General features: G+C 71.4%; 10 protein-coding genes and 4 pseudogenes. 5 read left to right on the top strand and 9 right to left on the bottom strand.

Annotation, left to right across the window (positions count from 1 at the left end):
* Positions 1-132: 132 nt before the first annotated feature.
* The 3 genes and pseudogenes from LK409_RS22805 to LK409_RS11540 form a co-directional block, all read right to left on the bottom strand.
* Positions 133-1,052, bottom strand: a pseudogene (locus LK409_RS22805) (ketopantoate reductase family protein).
* 10 nt (positions 1,053-1,062) lie between these two features.
* Positions 1,063-2,241 (bottom strand): mandelate racemase/muconate lactonizing enzyme family protein, encoded by a 1,179-nt coding sequence (locus tag LK409_RS11545; RefSeq protein WP_003811400.1) that lies wholly within the window; start codon positions 2,239-2,241, stop codon positions 1,063-1,065.
* A 19-nt stretch (positions 2,242-2,260) separates the two neighbouring features.
* A complete protein-coding gene (locus tag LK409_RS11540) occupies positions 2,261-3,256 on the bottom strand; it encodes a Bug family tripartite tricarboxylate transporter substrate binding protein (RefSeq protein ID WP_003811399.1) in 996 nt (331 codons plus the stop codon).
* A gap of 169 nt (positions 3,257-3,425) precedes the next feature.
* Between LK409_RS11540 and LK409_RS11535 the strand changes: the two are divergent.
* The 3 genes and pseudogenes from LK409_RS11535 to LK409_RS11525 all read left to right on the top strand — a co-directional run bounded on the left by LK409_RS11535 (position 3,426) and on the right by LK409_RS11525 (position 6,491).
* A pseudogene (locus LK409_RS11535) lies at positions 3,426-4,853 on the top strand (3-isopropylmalate dehydratase large subunit).
* A gap of 1 nt (position 4,854) precedes the next feature.
* Positions 4,855-5,463: a 3-isopropylmalate dehydratase small subunit gene (gene leuD, locus LK409_RS11530; protein WP_010928674.1), complete on the top strand. Its 609-nt coding sequence runs from the start codon at positions 4,855-4,857 to the stop codon at positions 5,461-5,463.
* A complete protein-coding gene (locus LK409_RS11525) occupies positions 5,451-6,491 on the top strand; it encodes a LacI family DNA-binding transcriptional regulator (RefSeq protein ID WP_003811393.1) in 1,041 nt (346 codons plus the stop codon). The genes leuD and LK409_RS11525 overlap by 13 nt, the downstream gene beginning before the upstream one ends.
* 99 nt (positions 6,492-6,590) lie before the next feature.
* Here the strand turns inward: LK409_RS11525 and LK409_RS11520 are convergent.
* Positions 6,591-7,488, bottom strand: a pseudogene (locus LK409_RS11520) (HpcH/HpaI aldolase/citrate lyase family protein).
* The gene (locus LK409_RS11515) at positions 7,485-8,063 is read right to left on the bottom strand and encodes an NADPH-dependent FMN reductase (RefSeq protein WP_003811381.1); all 579 of its coding nucleotides are present in this window, start codon (positions 8,061-8,063) and stop codon (positions 7,485-7,487) included. The pseudogene LK409_RS11520 and the gene LK409_RS11515 overlap by 4 nt, the downstream one beginning before the upstream one ends.
* A 138-nt stretch (positions 8,064-8,201) precedes the next feature.
* On the opposite strand from LK409_RS11515, the gene LK409_RS11510 reads away from it, so the two are divergent.
* The gene (locus LK409_RS11510) at positions 8,202-9,107 is read left to right on the top strand and encodes a LysR family transcriptional regulator (RefSeq protein ID WP_010928673.1); all 906 of its coding nucleotides are present in this window, start codon (positions 8,202-8,204) and stop codon (positions 9,105-9,107) included.
* 7 nt (positions 9,108-9,114) lie between these two features.
* Complete coding sequence (locus LK409_RS11505) at positions 9,115-12,534, top strand: TM0106 family RecB-like putative nuclease (RefSeq protein ID WP_010928672.1); 3,420 nt, start codon at positions 9,115-9,117, stop codon at positions 12,532-12,534.
* On the opposite strand, the pseudogene LK409_RS11500 reads toward LK409_RS11505, so the two are convergent.
* The 4 genes and pseudogenes from LK409_RS11500 to LK409_RS11485 form a co-directional block, all read right to left on the bottom strand.
* A pseudogene (locus tag LK409_RS11500) lies at positions 12,522-15,122 on the bottom strand (BP1344/BB2830 family autotransporter). The gene LK409_RS11505 and the pseudogene LK409_RS11500 overlap by 13 nt on opposite strands.
* A 161-nt stretch (positions 15,123-15,283) precedes the next feature.
* On the bottom strand, positions 15,284-16,084 hold the full coding sequence (locus tag LK409_RS11495; RefSeq protein ID WP_010928671.1) for a siderophore-interacting protein: 801 nt from the start codon (positions 16,082-16,084) through the stop codon (positions 15,284-15,286).
* 25 nt (positions 16,085-16,109) lie between these two features.
* Complete coding sequence (locus LK409_RS11490; protein WP_010928670.1) at positions 16,110-16,742, bottom strand: PadR family transcriptional regulator; 633 nt, start codon at positions 16,740-16,742, stop codon at positions 16,110-16,112.
* Between the two features lie 72 nt (positions 16,743-16,814).
* The gene (locus tag LK409_RS11485; RefSeq protein WP_370448370.1) at positions 16,815-16,997 is read right to left on the bottom strand and encodes a hypothetical protein; all 183 of its coding nucleotides are present in this window, start codon (positions 16,995-16,997) and stop codon (positions 16,815-16,817) included.
* Positions 16,998-17,015 lie beyond the last annotated feature (18 nt).

Raw genomic sequence — 17,015 nt, 5'->3', positions numbered from 1 at the left:
CGCATGGGGACTGGCTCGCGCTGAATCCGGGGTGCCTGTCCCCGCGGGGACAGGCACACTGCCGTACGCCATGAACGCTAGCCTGCCAAGACGGTATCTGTCCCCGCAGGGACAGGCAGCGCGGGCGACGGGCTACTTCCACGCCTCCTCGCGCTGCTTGACCAGCGCGGTAAGGGTCTGGTTGACCGGGGCCTGGATGCCGGCGCGGGCCGCCTGCCTGGGGATGGCGCCGTTGATGTAGTCGATTTCGCTGACGCGCCGCTGTTCGTGGTCCAGCATGACCGACGGCTTGGCGCCGCGGATGCGTTCGCCGAATGCGCGCACATGCGCCACCGGGTCTTCCACGGCGACCGGCACGCCCAGCGCGCGCGCGACGTTCCAGGCTTCGGTGGCGGCGGCCTGGCTGACCGCGCTGGCATGCGGAGCATCCAGCACTTCGCCGATGGTCAGGCCGGTCAGCGTGCACGGCGCGCTGTAGGCGACGTTGCAGATCAGCTTTTCCCATTGCATGGCCGGCAGGTTGTCGACCGCCTGCGCGTTGTGAAGCCCGCGCCGCGCCACACTTCGGCGATGCCATCCAGCTTCTCGGCGCCGAGGCCGGCGTAGGCGCCCATGCGCACCGCCGACATGCCGTTGTGGTGGACATGGCCCGGACCGCTCAGCGAGGCGCCGAAGGCCGCCGCGATGCCCACGGCCAGGCGCTCGGCGCCGATGGCCTCGGCCACGCTGTCGGCGCTGCCCAGGCCGTTCTGGATGGTCAGCACCAGGGTGTCGGGACCGAGCATGGCGCGCGCCTGCGCCGCGGCGCTGCCGGCCTGGGCCGCCTTGACCGCGATGATGATCAGGTCCACGGGTTCGGCCGGGGCCTCCCGGTAGGCCCGCAGGCGCGCCACGCGGTCGCCGCTGGCGCCTTCGACGCGCAGGCCCTGTTCGGACATGGCCTGGACGTGTTCGGCCCAGCGGTCGACGACGATGACCTCATGGCCGTTGGCCGCCAGCAGGCCGGCGTACACCGAGCCCATCGCACCGCATCCCATAATTGCAATCTTCATGATTTCTTCCTTACGCCTTGCCGTGCGCCAGTACGGAGATGTACGGCGCCAATTCTTGTTTCTGTTCCAGCCCGAAGCCCGGCGCGTCGGTCGGCCGCACCTGGCCTGCGCCCAATGCGCACGCCGCGGGGTAGCCGCCGAAGGGCTGGAATACGCCCGGATAGGCCTCGCAGCCGCCCAGCCCCAATCCGGCGGCGATGTGCAGGTTGATCAGGTGGCCGCCATGCGGGTGCAGGCAGGAGCGCCCGAAGCCGGCCGCCTCGACCGCCGCCATCATGCGCAGGTACTCGGTCAAGCCGTACGACAGCCCCGGGTCCATCTGCAGGATATCGCGGCCGGGCCGCACGCCGGCGAAATGCAGCAGGTTCCTGACGTCGGGCAGCGAGAACAGGTTCTCGCCGGTGGCGATGGTGCCCGCGTAGGCCTGCGCCACCAGGCTGTTCAGGTGGTAATCGAGCGGGTCGCCGATTTCCTCGTACCAGCGCAAGCCATAGGGCTCGAGCGCGCGCGCATAGGCCAGCGCGGTATCCAGGTCGAAGCGTCCGTTGGCGTCGACCGCCAGGTTGGCGCCCTCGCCCGCCACGCCGAGCGCGGCCTCGATGCGGGCCAGGTCGTCGGCCAGCGAGGCGCCGCCGATCTTCATCTTGAACTTGACGAAGCCCTGGTCGAGATAGCCGCGGAACTCGTCGCGCAGCCGCTGCAGCGGATCGCCGCTGTCGTAGTAGTAGCCGCCGGCCGCATAGACCTGGGTGGCGCCGGCTTGCGCCGGCCGTCCGACGTGGCGCGCGATGGTGCAATAGGCGGGCTCGTCGCGCAGCTTGGCGTTCAGGTCCCAGAACGCCAGTTCCAGCGCGCCCACGGCCGCCGCCCGGTCGCCGTGCCCGCCCGGTTTCTCGTTGCGCAGCATGATGGCGCTGGCGCGCGCCGGGTCGAACGCCTGCCCGCCGTCATCGAGCAGCTCGTGCGGCGCGGCCTGCAGCAGGCGCGGGATGAAGCGCTCGCGCATCAGCCCGGGCTGGGCGTAGCGGCCGATCGAATCGAAGGCGTAGCCGATGAGCGGCCGGCCGTCGCGCACGACGTCGCTGACCAGGGCGACCAGCGAGACCGTGTGCTCGGCGAAACTGACCAGCGAGTTGGAGATGTTGCCCTGCAGGGGAACGGCGATTTCTCGTATGGCGGTGATGCGCATGGATACTGGATAGGAAGGGTTACTGGACGGTGATGCCGGCGGCTTGGATGATCTGCGACCAGCGCTGCGTATCGGCCTTGATGAGTTCGGCGAACGCCGCCTGGGTATCGACCACGGGCCAAGCGCCCAGCTCCACCATGCGTTTCTTCATGTCTTCGGTCTGCAAGGCGCTGGCCAGGGCGGCGTGGATCTTCTCCAGCACGGGCGCGGGCGTGCCGGCCGGCGCCAGCAGGCCATACCAGCTGGGCGAATCGAAGTCCTTCACGCCGCCTTCGGCGATGGTGGGCACCTTGGGCGCGCCGGGAAAACGCTGTCCCGAGGTCACCGCGATGGCTTTCAGCTTGCCGTCGCGCAGGAACGGCTCGGCCACCGCCAGGCCGGTGATCAGCAGCGGGATCTGGCCGGACACCACATCGGAGATGGCCTGGGCGCCGCTCTTGTAGGGAATGTGCGTCATGCTCATGCCAGTGGCGCGGTTCAGGCGCTCGCCCACCAGGTGGCCCATGCTGCCCGCGCCGGCGCTGCCGAAGTCCAGGCGCGCGTCGGGCTTGCCGCCCAGCTTCACCAGTTCGGGCAGCGTGTCGGCCTTGACCGCGGGGTTGGCGACCAGCACCAGGGGCACGACCGCGATGCGCGAGATGGGCGCGAAGTCGCTTTCGGGCTTGAATGGCAACTGGCTGTACAGCGTGGGGTTGATGACCAGGGTGGCGTCGGCGGCGAACAGCAGCGTATAGCCGTCGGGCGCGGCCTTGGCCACGGCGTCGCTGCCGATGTTGCCGTTGGCGCCGGGGCGGTTCTCCACGATGACGGTCTGCTTGAGGGCCTCGCCCAGTTGCTGGCCCAGCACGCGGCCGAGGATGTCGGTGGTGCCGCCCGCGCCGAACGGCACGATGAGCCGGATCGGGCGCTCGGGATACGGGGTCGCCGCGCCTGCCGCGGGCACGGCCGCGGCCCACAGGCCCAGCGCCGCGAACAAGGCGGCGGTCTTGCCGCGTACTCGCTTGATGCTATTCATGGTTGTCTCCTCGCTGTGTCGGCGCTACGATGTTTTTCTTAGTGCACACGTTTGCACTAATCGAACTACAATTAGCCAGAGTTAGGGCGTCAATACAACAGAACATACTGGTTTACCCGATACATACTGCCACGATGAAAATTTCATACGTGTGCACCAAGGAGGCAGAATGACCCCGTCCACCCCGTCCGGCGCCGCCAGTGCGCCGCCGCGCACCCTGTTCGACCGCCTGTGGGACAGCCACCACGTGGCCGACCTGCCCGACGGCCGCAGCCTGATCCACATCGACCGGCACCTGCTGCACGATCTTTCCAACCCGCAGGCCTTCTCCGCGCTGCGCGCGCAGGGCCGCACCGTGCACAGTCCGGCGCGCAACGTGGCGATCGCCGACCACATCGTCTCCACCGCGCCCGGGCGGCGCGGCGAACACGTGGACGGCAGCCAGGCGATGATCGATGCGCTGGCCGCCAACGCCGCGCGCACCGGCATCCGCCACTACGGCCCGGACGACCCCGACCAGGGCATCGTGCACGTGATCGCGCCCGAACTGGGCCTGGTGCTGCCGGGCATGACGGTGGCCTGTGGCGACAGCCACACCTCGACGCTGGGGGCGCTGGGCGCCTGGGCCTGGGGCATCGGCACCTCGGAGGCCGAGCATGTGCTGGCGACCCAGACCCTGGCCATGCGCCGCCCGCGCGCGATGCGCCTGACGCTGCAAGGCGCCCTGCCCGCCGGCCTGAGCGCCAAGGACCTGACCCTGCATGTCCTGCGCCAGCTCGGCGTGCGCGGCGCGGCCGTGGGGTTCCTGGAGCTGGCCGGCGAGCCGGTGGCGGCGCTCTCGATGGAAGAACGCCTGACCTTGTGCAACATGGCCATCGAGGCCGGCGCGCGCGCCGCGCTGATCGCGCCCGACGACGTGACCCTGGACTACCTGCGCCGCCATGCCCCCGCGGTGCGTGGCGACGAGGCGGCGCTGGCGGCGTTTCGCGCGCTGCGCAGCGACGCCGGCGCGCGCTAAGAGTCCGAGCGCGCGATCACCCTGGGACTGCAGGCGCCGCAGATGACCTGGGGCGTGAACCCGGCCCAGGTCGTGGACGTGCACGAACCGCTGCCTGATCCGGCCGCCGCCGACGCCGGCGAGCGCGCCGCCATGCAGCAGGCCTATGACTACATGGGCCTGCGGGCGGGCCGTCCGCTGGCGGGCGTGCCGGTGCAGTGGGCGTTCATCGGTTCATGCACCAACGGCAGGCTGTCCGACCTGCAAGCCGCCGCGGCGGTGGCGCGCGGCCGGCGCGTGGCCGCCGGCGTGCGCGCGCTGGTGGTGCCGGGCTCGCAGCGGGTCAAGCGCGCCGCCGAAGCGCTGGGGCTGGACCGCGTGTTCCTCGACGCCGGCTTCGAATGGCGCGAACCGGGCTGCTCGATGTGCGTGGGCATGAACGCCGACAAGGTGCCGGCCGGCCAGCGCTGCGTCTCCACCTCCAACCGCAACTTCGAAGGCCGCCAGGGGCCGGGCGCGCGCACTCACCTGGCCAGCCCGGCCAGCGCCGCGGCCGCCGCCATCGCGGGCGCCATCGTCGATCACAGGGATCTGGTCTAATATGCAAGCCTTCATTCGAGCCCACGGCATCATCCTGCCCATGAACCAGGACCACGTCGACACCGACGCGATCATCCCGCAGCGCTGGCTGGTAACCGTCGAACGCGACGGGCTGGCCGACGGCTTCATGGGCGCCTGGCGCTATGACGAACATGGCCAGCCCCGCCCCGAGTGCGTGCTCAACCAGCCCGCCTACCAGGGCGCGGCCATCGTGCTGGCGCGCGAGAACTACGGTTGCGGCTCGTCGCGCGAACACGCGGTCTGGGCGCACCAGGGATACGGCATACGCGCCATCGTCGCGGCCAGCTATGGCCCCATCTTCCACGAGAACTGCCTCAAGAACGGCCTGCTGCCGATCACCCTGCCCGCGGCCGACGTCGCGACGCTGATGGCCCAGGCGCTGGCCGACCCGGGCTGCGCCTGCGAGGTGGACCTGGTCAGCCAGCGCGTCATCGGCCCGGACGGCCGCGCCTATCCGTTCGAGATCGACGCGGGCCGGCGCCAGTTGCTGCTCGAAGGCGTCGACGACATCGACCTGGCGCTGGCGCGCGCGGCCGACATCGCGGCGTTCCAGCGGCGCCAGCAACAGGATCAGCCATGGCTGGCATAGCGGCGCGCACCAACGTCACCATCAAGGACATCGCGACCCGCCTGAAGCTGTCGCATGCCACGGTGTCGCGCGCGCTGGCCGACCATCCCAAGATCAGCGCCGCCACCAAGGCCAGCGTGCGCGAGGCGGCGCAGGCCATGGGCTACGTGCCCAACGGCACGGCGCAGAACATGCGCACGGCGCACAGCCCGGTGATCGGGCTGATCGTGCCCGACATCCAGAACGATTTCTACGCGGCCGTGGCCAAGATCGTGGCCGACGCGGCGGTGGCGCGCGGCTTCCAGCTGGCGCTGAGCATCACCGAGGACAACCCCGAGCGCGAGTTCAACGACTTGCGCGCGTTCGTGGTGTCGCGCGCGGCCGGCGTGATCATCACGCCCACCATCAAGCCCAAGCCCGAGACCATCGCCCTGCTCAAGGGCGTGCGCGCCATCCAGCTGATCCGCCAGCACGCGGCGGTGGCCGCCGAAGCGGTGGTGATCGACGAACGGGCCGCCACGCGCGCCGCCGCCGAGCACCTGATCCACTACGGCCACCGGCGCATCGCCTATGTCGGCACCACCACGGACCTGAGCCTGGGCGAAGACCGCCTGTCCGGTTTCAGCAGCGCCATGAGCAAGGCCGGGCTGGACGCCAGCCTGACCGCCGTCGGCCCGCCGCGGGTCGAGTTCGCCCATCGCGCCGTGCACGGCCTGATGAGCGGCCCCAAGCCGCCCACCGCGCTGATCATCGGCAGCTCGCGCCTGACCGTCGGCGCGCTCAAGGCGCTGCGCGGCCTGGGCCTGTCTTGCCCGGCCGATGTGTCGGTGGTCGGCTATGGCGACCCCGACTGGTTCGAACTGGTGGGCGATGGCCTGACCACGGTGTCGCCGCCGGTCTATCCCCTGGGCGCCTACGCCATCAATCTGCTGCTGGCGCGCATCCAGGGCGAGGCCGTGCCGGCCGCCGCCGACCCGGCGCACGCGACCGCCTCGCGCTTTCCCGCCACGCTGGCCATCCGCGGTTCGACGCGCCCGCTGGCGCGCTGAGCCGCCCCGCCCCTTCCCTACTGCGCGCGGATGCCCGCCGCGCCTATCTGGTCGAGCGCATGCCGCCGGATATCTTCCGGCCCTGAACGCGCGAGGGACTCAGTCCGCGGCGATGGCCTGGGCCAGCGCCAGCACGCGCTGCGCGTCCTCGACGTGCAGCGCTTCCACCAGCATGCCGTCGACCACGGTCACGCCCGCGCCGCGCGCCTGCGCGTCCTGCCAGGCCGCCATGATGGCGTGCGCGCGCACGACCTCGGCTTCCGACGGTCCGAAGGCGGCGTTGGCGCTGTCGATCTGGCGCGGATGGATCAGCGTCTTGCCGTCGAAGCCCAGGTCGCGGCCCTGCCGGCAGGCGTGGCGCAGGCCTTCGGCGTCGGCCAGGTCCAGGTGCACGCCGTCCAGCGCCAGCAGTCCATGCGCGCGCGCGGCCAGCACCGTCATCGACAGCGCCGCCTGGACTTCGGCGCGCCCCGGCGTGTGGCGCGCATGCAGCGCCTTGACCAGGTCCGACGTGCCCGCCACCAGGGCCCGCAGCGGCGATGGCGCCGATATTGAGGATGGCCAGCGGCGTTTCGATCATGGCCCACCATGCCAGGCCCGGCGCGCCGGCCTCGGCCGCCAGCGCGGCGGCGCGCGCCAGCTGCGCGGGATGTTCGACCTTGGGCAGCAGCATCGCATGCGGACCCAGCGGCGCCAGCGCCCGCACATCGTCCTCGCCCCAGGGCGTGTCCAGGCCATTGACGCGCACGATGACGCTGCGCCGTCCGAAGCCGCCCTCGCGCAAGGCGTGCGTCACCTGGACGCGCGCCTCTTCCTTGGCCGACACCGCGACCGCGTCTTCCAGGTCGAGGATCAGCGCATCGGCGTCGAGTTCGCGGGCGCGCGCCAGCGCGCGCGCGTTGGCGCCGGGGGTGTACAGCACCGAGCGGAAGGGGCGCATGGGGTTCGTGGTTTGCGTAGGGTTCATGGAGGGGGCCGTGGCGGGGTCCGGAATCATGGCGTGGAGGCCGGTTCGCGCAACACCTGCAAGGCGTCGCTGAACCGGCGCAGTTCGGTCAGCAGGCCCTGGGCCATGCTGTCGTGGATGGGTTGGGGCTGGAAGCGGCCGGCCGCGTCCAGGCGCTCGGCCACCATCGGGATGGCCACGTATTCGAAGATGGGCACCATGCGCAAGGTCGTCAGGGTCTGCTTCTCGGCCTGCACGGCGCGCATGCCGCCGGAGACGCCGCCATAGCTGACGAACGCCGCCGGCTTGTAGTTCCACTCTTTGTAGACATAGTTCAGGGCATTGACCAGCGCCGGCGGCGGCCCGTAGTTGTATTCCGGCGTGACGAACACGAACGCGTCGGCGCTGGCCACGCTGCGGCTCCAGGCGCGCGTGTGCGCATGTTCGTATTGCTGCAGCATGGGGTGGCGCGGCTCGTCGTAGAGCGGCAGCCCGACCTGCGCCAGATCTACCAGCGCCACCTCGAAGCCGCCATGCGCCAGGGCCTGGGCGTGGAACCAGTCGGCCACGGCCGGCCCGACCCGCCCGGGCCGCGTGCTGCAGATGATGATGTGGAGTCTGGCCATGTTCGAATCCTCGCGTGTCGCTGCCCCGCCAGGCAGCATAGCAGCAGGCACTCGCCAGCATGCTGCCGAAGCGAAAATGCGGGTAGACTGCGATTCCGGGCCGCGCTGTCCTATTTTCAGAACTATCGAGGGGCGTCCATGCAGGATCTCAACGACCTCTATTATTTCGTACAGACGGTCGATCACCGAGGCTTCGCGCCGGCCGGCCGCGCCCTGGGGATGCCGAAATCCAAGCTGAGCCGGCGCATCGCCGTGCTCGAAGAGCGCCTGGGCGTGCGCCTGATCCAGCGCTCGACGCGCCACTTCTCCGTCACCGACATCGGCCAGACCTATTACGAACACTGCAAGGCCATGCTGGTGGAGGCCGAGGCCGCCCAGGAGGCGATCGACGCGGCCCAGGTCGAGCCGCGCGGCGTGGTGCGGCTGTCCTGTCCCGTGGCCCTGCTGCACACCCATGTCGGCGCCATGCTGGGCGAATTCATGCTGCGCTATCCGCGCGTCACCCTGCACCTGGACGCCAGCAACCGCCGCGTCGACGTGCTGGGCGAAGGCGTGGACGTGGCGATCCGTGTGCGTCCGCCGCCGCTGGAGAACAGCGACCTGGTCATGCGCCCGTTCGCCGACCGCGGCCAATGCCTGGTGGCCAGTCCCGCCCTGCTCGCGCGCCATGGCGCGCCCGCCCTGCCCGCGGACCTGGCCGCCTGGCCCAGCCTGGCGCTGGGCCAGCCGAACCAGCCGCACAGCTGGCTGCTGACCGGCCCGCAAGACGCGCAAGCCACGGTGCCCCTGGCCCCGCGCATGGTCACCACCGACATGCTGGCGCTGCGCAGCGCGGCGGTGGCCGGCGTGGGCGTGGTGCAGCTGCCCTCGATGATGGTGCGCGGCCAGCTGGCCGACGGCACCCTGGTGCGCCTGTTGCCCGAATGGGCGCCGTGCCGCGAATTGATCCACGCGGTATTTCCGTCGCGGCGCGGCCTGCTGTCGTCGGTGCGCACCCTGGTCGATTTCCTGGCCGAGCGCTTCGCGGCCCTGCAGGAAGACTGAACCCGCCATGCAGCAGCTCGGCGCAACGCGGCGCTACGCCGCCTCGGACCTGGTGGGTTTCCTGGCCTGCGAACACCTCACCCAGCTGGACCTGCGCGCGCTCAACGCGGGCCAGGCGCCGGCGGCGGCCGCCGACGAACAGATGGCGCTGGTGCAGGCCAAGGGCCAGGCGCACGAGCAGGCCTGGCTGGAGCGCCTGCGCGCCCGCCACCCCGACCTGGCCGACGTCACGCGCGCCGGCCCGGACCTGGCGGCGCGGCTGGCCGCCACGCGCGCGGCGATGGCCGCGGGCGCCCCGGTCATCTACCAGGCCGCGCTCTGTCACGGCCCCTACGTGGGGCATGCCGATTTCCTGTTGCGCACCGAGTGCCCATCGGCGCTGGGCGACTACGGCTACGAGGCGCTGGACACGAAGCTGGCGCGCAGCCCGCGCGCCAGCTTCGTGCTGCAGCTGTCGTTCTACGCCTGGTTGCTGGAGCATGCGCAAGGCGTCGCGCCGCGCAGCATGCATGTGGTGCTGGGCAGCGGCCGCGAGCTGGCGCTGCGCGTGGCCGACTACGCCCATTACCTGCGGCAGGTCCTGCGGCGCTTCGAGGCCGCGATCGCCGCCGAGCCGGCGCCACCGACCTATCCCGAGCCCTGCGAGCATTGCCCGCAGTGCCGCTGGCGCGTGGGCTGCGAAGCGCGCCGCGTCGCCGACGACCATCTTTCGCTGGTGGCCGGCATGTCGCGCCAGCAGGCCCGGCGCCTGAACGCCCAGGGCGTGGCCACGCTGGCGCAGCTCGGCGCCCTGCCCGAGCACGCGCAGGTGGCCGGCATCGAGGCCGGCACGCTGCAGCGGCTGCGCGCGCAGGCCGCCCTGCAATGGCGTGCCCGCGTCGATGGCGCGCGCCACTACGAGCTGCTGGCGGCGCAGGACGAGGGACCGCGCGGCCTGGCGCGCCTGCCCCGCCCGGACCCCGGCGACATGTTCTTCGACATGGAGGGCGATCCGCTCGAGGACGGCGGCCTCGAGTACCTGTTCGGCCTGTATGTCGTCGACGACGGTGCCGAACGCTTCGTGCCGTTCTGGGCCCACGACCGGCGCCAGGAAAGGCAGGCGTTCGAAGCCTTCATGGATTTCGTGGCCGAACGGCTGCGGCGCCACCCCGATGCGCACATCTATCACTATGCGCCGTACGAGGCCACGGCCTTGAAGAAGCTGATGTCGCTGCACGGCACCCGGGAAGCGGAGGTCGACCACCTGCTGCGCGCCGGCAAGCTGGTGGACCTGTACCGTGTCGTGCGCGAAGGGCTGCGCATCTCCGAGCCCAGCTATTCGATCAAGTACGTCGAGCGCTTCTACCTGCCGCGGCGCGCGGGCGAGGTCACCAATGCCGGCGCCAGCATCGTGTACTACGAGCGCTGGAAAGCCGCCGGCGAGCCGCGCCTGCTGCAGGACATCGCCGACTACAACCGCGACGACGTGGTCTCCACCTGGCGCCTGCGGGACTGGCTGTGCGGCATCCGCCCCGCCGGCCTGCCGTGGCACAACGAGGCCGACCAGCAGGACCTCGATGCCGCGCGGGCGGTCATCGGCGAGATGACCGAGGCCGAGCGCCGCCTGCTGCCCTACCGGGCCGCGCTGGCCGACGATCTGCCGGCCGACGAAGCCGCCTGGTCGCCGCGCGACGCGTTCCGGGCGTTGGCGTGGCACCTGCTGGACTTCCACCGGCGCGAACAGAAGCCCGCCTGGTGGGCCTGGTTCGCCCGCGGCGAAGCCACCGACGGCGAGCTGATCGAGGACGCCGAATGCCTGGGCGGGCTGGTGCGCGACGACGCGGCGCCGCCCGTGCGGCAGGCGCAGTCGTTGCGCTATACCTACCGCTATCCCGCGCAGGAAACCAAGCTGCGCACCGGCGCGCGCTGCACCGACGTGCGCACCGGCGCCAGCCTGGCCAACCTGGTGGTCGACCCGCACGCGCGCCTGGCCAGCTTCACCTGCAGCGCGCGCAAACCCGCGCCGCCGCCGCGCATGGCGCTGGGGCCCGCGGCGCCGGTCAACAGCAAGGAGCTGGTCAACGCGGTGTTCCGCTACGGCGACGCGGTGTGCCGGGCGCCGGACGGCATGTCCACGCCGATGCGCGCCGTGGACGCGCTGCTGCGCCGCGAGCCCCCGCGCATCCGCGGTCTGGCGCGCGGCGCGCCGCTGGTTGCGCCGCACGCCGAGCTGTTGCCCCAGGTGCTGGATGTCGTGGCGCGCATGGACGAAACCACCTTGTTCCTGCAAGGGCCGCCCGGCGCCGGCAAGACCTACACCGGTTCGCGGGTGCTGCTGCAGCTGCTGCGCGCCGGCCGGCGCGTGGCCGTGTCGTCCAACAGCCACCACGCCATCAACAATCTGCTGCGCGGCCTGGAGCGGCTGGCCGAGCGGGAAGGCTTTGCCTTGCGCGGCGCCAAGAAGTCCGCCAGCGCCGGCGACGACAGCTGCCTGGGCGGCAGGCAGATCGAGGATGTGTTCGACAACAAGGACGTCGATCCGGCGCGCCACCAACTGGTGGCCGGCACCGCGTGGCTGTTCGCCCGCCCCGAGTTCGAGCAGGCGTTCGACTATCTGTTCGTCGACGAAGCGGGCCAGGTCAGCCTGGCCAACCTCGTCGCCATGGGCCAGTGCGCGCGCAACATCGTGCTGCTGGGCGACCAGATGCAGCTCGGCCAGCCCAGCCAGGGCACGCATCCGGGCCGTTCGGGCGAATCGGCGCTGGAGTACCTGCTCGACGGCCAGGCCACCATCGCGGCGTCGCAGGGCGTCTTCCTGGACACCTCGTACCGCATGCATCCGGAGATCTGCGGTTTCATTTCCGAAGCCATCTACGACGGCAGGCTGCGCGCGGCGCCGGCCACCGCGGCCCACCGCCTGCTGCTCGACGAGGCGGCCGGCCGCGAACTGCCCGCGCACGGCATCCGCTACGTGCCCGTGCCGCACGACGGCAATACGCAATCCAGCCGCGAGGAAGCCGCGCGCGTGGCCGAACTGTGCGCGCTCCTGCTGCGCCAGCGCTATGTGGGCGAAGCCGGCGCGCCCGCGCCGCTGAGGCTGGACGACATCCTGTTCGTCGCGCCGTACAACGTACAGGTCAATACCCTGCGCGCCGCCCTGCCCGACGGCGCGCGCGTGGGCACGGTCGACAAGTTCCAGGGCCAGGAGGCCCAGGTCGTGATCGTGTCCATGGCGACCTCCAGCGGCGATTACCTGCCGCGCGACCTGGAGTTCCTGTTTAGCCGCAATCGCCTCAATGTGGCGATATCGCGCGCGCGCACGCTGGCCATTCTGGTCGCCAGCCCGGCGCTGACGGCGGTGCGCTGCCGCAGCGCCGAGCAGATGGCCCTGGTCAACACCTTGTGCTGGGTGGCCGAGACGGGCAGCGCGTCGCCCTACCAGGTGTAGCGCATGCCCAGTTGCGCGGAAGCGCCGCGCAGATACTGGCTGTCGATGCTGGTGGCGTAGGCCAGCCTGCCGTAGAGGGCCAGGCTGCGGGCCAGCGTCACGCTGGCGCCGGCCGCCAGTTCGAGCGAGGTCGCGCCGCGCCGCGTATCGACGCTGTCTTCGCCCAGCACGACGGTGTTCTCGCCGCTGAAGGTGCGCCAGAAATTCAGCGCCGCGTAGGGGCGCCACACCTGCGCGGCGGCCGCGTACTCGCCCTGCAGCCGGGCGCCCAGGCGGGCGGTCAGCGCGTTGTCGTCGCGGATGCGCACCTCGGACACGGCGTCCGAGAAGTCGTCGACGCGCGTGCGCTGGTAGATGAGCTGCGCCTGCGGCTCCAGCGTCCAGCGCTCGGACAGCGCCAGCGGGTAGCCGCTTTCCAGCGAAGCCGTGAACGCCTAGCCGCGCGTATCGGCGTCGCGCCCGGCCTTGGAGTCGGTGTCGATGTCCATCCAGGTGTTGGCCAGCACGGTATCCACGTACCACCCGCGCGGGCCGACATAGGTCCAGTAGCCGCCGACGCTGTAGCCGTCGATGGTCAGCCGGCCGGTCGCGGCGTCGCGCTCGCCGCCGGCCGAGCCGTGGGTGTCGCCGCGCGCGTGGCCATAGCCGCCGAACAGCCCGAAGCGGTGCTGTCCGCCGTCCGGGCGCACGCTGCTGTAGAGGTCCTGCCCCAATTGCACGCCGGCCAGGCGGGCGTCGATGCCGGGTTGCGCATCGCCGTCGAGCGCCTGCTTGCTGTTGCCGCCATAGGCGCGCGCCCAGGCCGCGACGCGTTCGCCGTCGCGCGCCAGCAGCGCCTGGTTGCCCTGCCGCTCGTGGAAGGTGCCCAGCTGGGCCAGGCCCATGCGCCGCGCCAGCATGGGAATGCTGCTGTACAGCGCCACCTCGGGCCGGTACAGCGGCGTGTCCTCGATGCTCGGCCGCTCGCCGGTGCGCCGGCCGATGTCGTCGGCGATCGCCTCGGCTTCGGCAAGGCTGCCGGCCAGTTGGTCCTCGACCAGATAGGCGCGCGAGCGCAGGTACCAGCTGTCCGGCGCGGCGCCCGTGGCGTCGCCGCGGTACAGCCTGTACTCGTATGCGCCGGCGTTGAGGGGCGCGGCCAGCGAGAAGGCGCCGGCGTCCGAGCTTGCGCCATTGATGGCCTGGACCACCAGGATGCCGTCGGCCGCGGTCAGCGCGCCCTGCCCGCCCCGGTTGACCACCGTGACCGGGGTGCTGCCGCCGGCGTGCCCGCCATCGATGACCAGCCTGTCCGAGGCGGCCCCGTCGCCGGCCAGCACCGTGTTGACGCGCAGCGCGCCGCCCGCGCCGGTGTAATCGCCGCGCACCGTCAGCGCGCCGTAGCCGCTGCCGTCGTTCGGGCCGGGCCGGATCTCGCCGGCGTTGCGCAATGCGCCGGCCAGCGTGCCGGTGCCGGCCAGCACCGCGCCGGCGGCCAGGCTGTTGGCCGGGCTGGCCAGCGTGCCGGCAAGAAAGAACATCCCGGTGCGCAGGTCCACGCTTTCGGTGAACGCGGCGTCCGAGGTCCAGCGCCAGTCGGCGCCGCGCATGGTCAGGGTGCGGAAGTTGGCGAACCGGTTGTCCACCGTGCCGCTGCCCTCCAGATAGGCATGGCTGGCCGCCCCGCCGCCGTCGGCCAGGCCGGCGATGGCCGAGCCGGTGCGCAGGATCAGCGTGCCCGTGCCCTGGGGGCCCATGTAGACGGCCGTGTCGCGGCCGGCCCCGCCGTGCCCTTGCAGGTAGCCGGCGTTGATGAAGGTATCGTTGCCGTTCTGCCCGCGCAGCGCATACGAGTGATCGCTGAGGATGCGCCCGCCGGGCAGGTTCTCGACGCGGGCATGAAAGCCGTTGGCGTTGGTGGTGTTCACATGCACGCCGTCCGGGCCGAATACGCCGTTGCTGCTGGCGCCGCGCGCATGGATGGTGCCGCTGTTGACCAGTACGTTGGCCGCGGGGCTGCCGCCTTGCAGGTACACGCCCTTGGCGTCGGTGCCGTTGACGGTGATGGCGCCGCTGTTTTCGACGCGGTTGCCCGGGCCGTTGATGGCGATGCCGTGCGCGCTGGCGCCCTGGGTGCGGATGCTGCCGCTGTTGTCGACCAGCGTCCCGGTACTGCCGACGTTGGGCACCGAGATGCCGCGCACGCCGCTGCCCGAGGTCGTGATCGATCCGCGGTTGATCAACTGGTTGTTGTCGCCGAAACCCACCATGGCGCCGCGCGAGGCGCCGGCGCCGCCGGCCATCTGGATCGTGCCCTCGTTGACGATACGGCTGCGGTCATCGACCGACAGCGCCCGCGTGGCGTTGATCGAGAACAGCGCGCCGGGCGCCACCGTGATGGTTACGTCCTGGCTGCCGGCCGCCGCCTCGACCGACTGGTTGACCACGGCGCCGTCGCATTGCACGCTCTGCCCGCTGGCTGGCGCCAGCGTGGGCGCGCAGGCCGCGGCCGCGGGCGTCGCGCCCAAGGATTGCAGCAGGCCGGCGGCGGCCAGCATGGCCGGCAACGGGGCAAGTCGTGCTGGGGTACGGCGTCGGGCGGTACGCATCGGGGCTCCAGTTCGCAACATCTTGCATGGTTTGTGCGAGAGTAGCGGCCGGATACGCGAGAAATGTGTGCAATTTGTAAAAATTACGCCATTTTCTGTCGATTTTGCAGGGGCGCGGGCCCGGCGCTCCGTTGCATCGATGTCACAAGGCCGGCGCCGGTTCAATCATGCGTTTCGTGCACGGCCGCCTCGCCGCGCTTCCAGTAGCTGGCGGCGCGGATGCGGCTTTTGTCCAGCCCGTGCGTGTCGACCAGCGCCTGCCGCACGGCGCGCGCAACGGCCGACTCGGCCGCGGCCCAGGCGTAGCCTTCGCCCGGCGGCAGGCGCAGCGCGCGCACGGCCTCGGGCAGACGGCTGCCGGCCGGCTCGCGCAGCAGCCATTGCACGCTGGCCTGCGCGCGGGTCGACAGCGCCAGCCGGGCCGCGGGGTCGGCGACCTCGATCAGGGCGATGACGGGCTTGCCGGGCGGCAATTCCTCGAGGCGGCGCGCGATCGCCGGCAAGGCGCTTTCGTCGCCCACCAGCAAATGCCAGTCGTATTCGAGCGGGACCACGAACGAGCCGCGCGGCCCGGCCACGCCCAGCTGCTGCCCGGGCTGCGCCCGGGCCGCCCAGCTGGCGGCCGGCCCTTCGCCATGCAGCACGAACTCCAGGTCGAGCTCGCCGGCGCGCGCGTCGTGGCGGCGCGGCGTGTAATCGCGCATGGGCGGGCGGGGTTCGCCCTCGGCGAACACCAGGCCGTCCGGCCCCAGTTCGGGCAGGACCGGCCGCGCCGCGCCAGGCGGCGGGAAGAACACCTTGACGTGGTCGTCGAACGATGCCGAGACGAAGTCGCGCAGAGCGTCGCCGGCCAGGGTGATGCGCGCCAGATGCGGCGTGGGCCGCGTCACGCGCTTGACTTCGAGCAGGCGCATTTTCAGCGGATGGCGTACCCGCTGCACGTTCAGTTCGGTTGGGAGCATTGCAGGTCTTCCAGGGAAATTTGTGTCAGGACGACAGGTCGTCCAGTTCGGCGGCCGCGCGCGCCAGGATGGCGGCCAATTGCCGCTGCCGCGCGGGCGTGGCGTCGGCGTGGCGCGCCAGCGCCTGTTTCAGCGCCATGCGCGCCTGCACGTACTCGGGCAGCCAGCCGGTGGCCAGGTCCTCGCCTTCGGAACCGGTTTCGATGGGCTGCCCGGCCCAGGCGCGCCGCATCCACTCCATCTTGCGCCCGACATGGGCCAGTTGCGCCATCAGCAGCGTGACGCGCTCGCGGTTGGCCTGCAGATGCGCGCGGCCCGGTTCGGCCAGGTGGTAGTGCTTGCGCGCGCCGTCCTGGCTGACCGTGGCGTGGCCGGCCTCTTCCAGCCAGGTCAGGGTCGGATAGACCATGCCCGGGCTGGGCGTATAGAAGCCGCGGCTGCGCGCGCCCAGCGCCTTGATGAGCTCGTAGCCATGGCTGGGGCCTTCTTCGAGCAGCGCCAGGATCATCAACTGCAGGTCGTCGGCCGAAAACTTGCGGCCGCGCCGCCAGTCGGGGCCGTCGCCGCCGGCGCCGTGGCCGCCGCCGTGCCGTCCCCCGGCATGGCCGCCGCCGCGGCCGCCGTGCGCGGACATGGCAAAGACGTGAAATGGATGCATAGGGTCACCTATATCGTAAGATATATGTCTTACGATATATCGACCGCCGCGGCAAGCCGCGCGCAGGCGCCGTCAGGAGAGCAGGAAGCGAACCGAGGCCGCCAGGCGCCTGGCGGGATCGCCCGGCGCGTCGGGCGGCGGCAGGTCGATATCGGGATCGTCGGTATCCGGGTCGACCGGCAGGTCCCCGGGCGGCGAATCGGGCGGGATGGGATCGGGTTTGGGGGGTACGTGACAGCACAGCGTGGCGGACATCGTCGTCTCCTTGGGGCG

The organism is Bordetella parapertussis, from assembly GCF_020735925.1.
Classification (GTDB): Bacteria; Pseudomonadota; Gammaproteobacteria; order Burkholderiales; family Burkholderiaceae_B; genus Bordetella; species Bordetella pertussis.
This window is presented reverse-complemented; position numbering and strand designations above follow the sequence as displayed.

What these genes read in the sequence shown, in the direction of transcription:
- LK409_RS11545 (WP_003811400.1), bottom strand. Translation starts at nt 2,241, where the DNA reads ATGCGCATCACCGCCATACGAGAAATCGCCGTTCCCCTGCAGGGCAAC.
- LK409_RS11540 (WP_003811399.1), bottom strand. Translation starts at nt 3,256, where the DNA reads ATGAATAGCATCAAGCGAGTACGCGGCAAGACCGCCGCCTTGTTCGCG.
- leuD (WP_010928674.1), top strand. Translation starts at nt 4,855, where the DNA reads ATGCAAGCCTTCATTCGAGCCCACGGCATCATCCTGCCCATGAACCAG.
- LK409_RS11525 (WP_003811393.1), top strand. Translation starts at nt 5,451, where the DNA reads ATGGCTGGCATAGCGGCGCGCACCAACGTCACCATCAAGGACATCGCG.
- LK409_RS11515 (WP_003811381.1), bottom strand. Translation starts at nt 8,063, where the DNA reads ATGGCCAGACTCCACATCATCATCTGCAGCACGCGGCCCGGGCGGGTC.
- LK409_RS11510 (WP_010928673.1), top strand. Translation starts at nt 8,202, where the DNA reads ATGCAGGATCTCAACGACCTCTATTATTTCGTACAGACGGTCGATCAC.
- LK409_RS11505 (WP_010928672.1), top strand. Translation starts at nt 9,115, where the DNA reads ATGCAGCAGCTCGGCGCAACGCGGCGCTACGCCGCCTCGGACCTGGTG.
- LK409_RS11495 (WP_010928671.1), bottom strand. Translation starts at nt 16,084, where the DNA reads ATGCTCCCAACCGAACTGAACGTGCAGCGGGTACGCCATCCGCTGAAA.
- LK409_RS11490 (WP_010928670.1), bottom strand. Translation starts at nt 16,742, where the DNA reads ATGCATCCATTTCACGTCTTTGCCATGTCCGCGCACGGCGGCCGCGGC.
- LK409_RS11485 (WP_370448370.1), bottom strand. Translation starts at nt 16,997, where the DNA reads ATGTCCGCCACGCTGTGCTGTCACGTACCCCCCAAACCCGATCCCATC.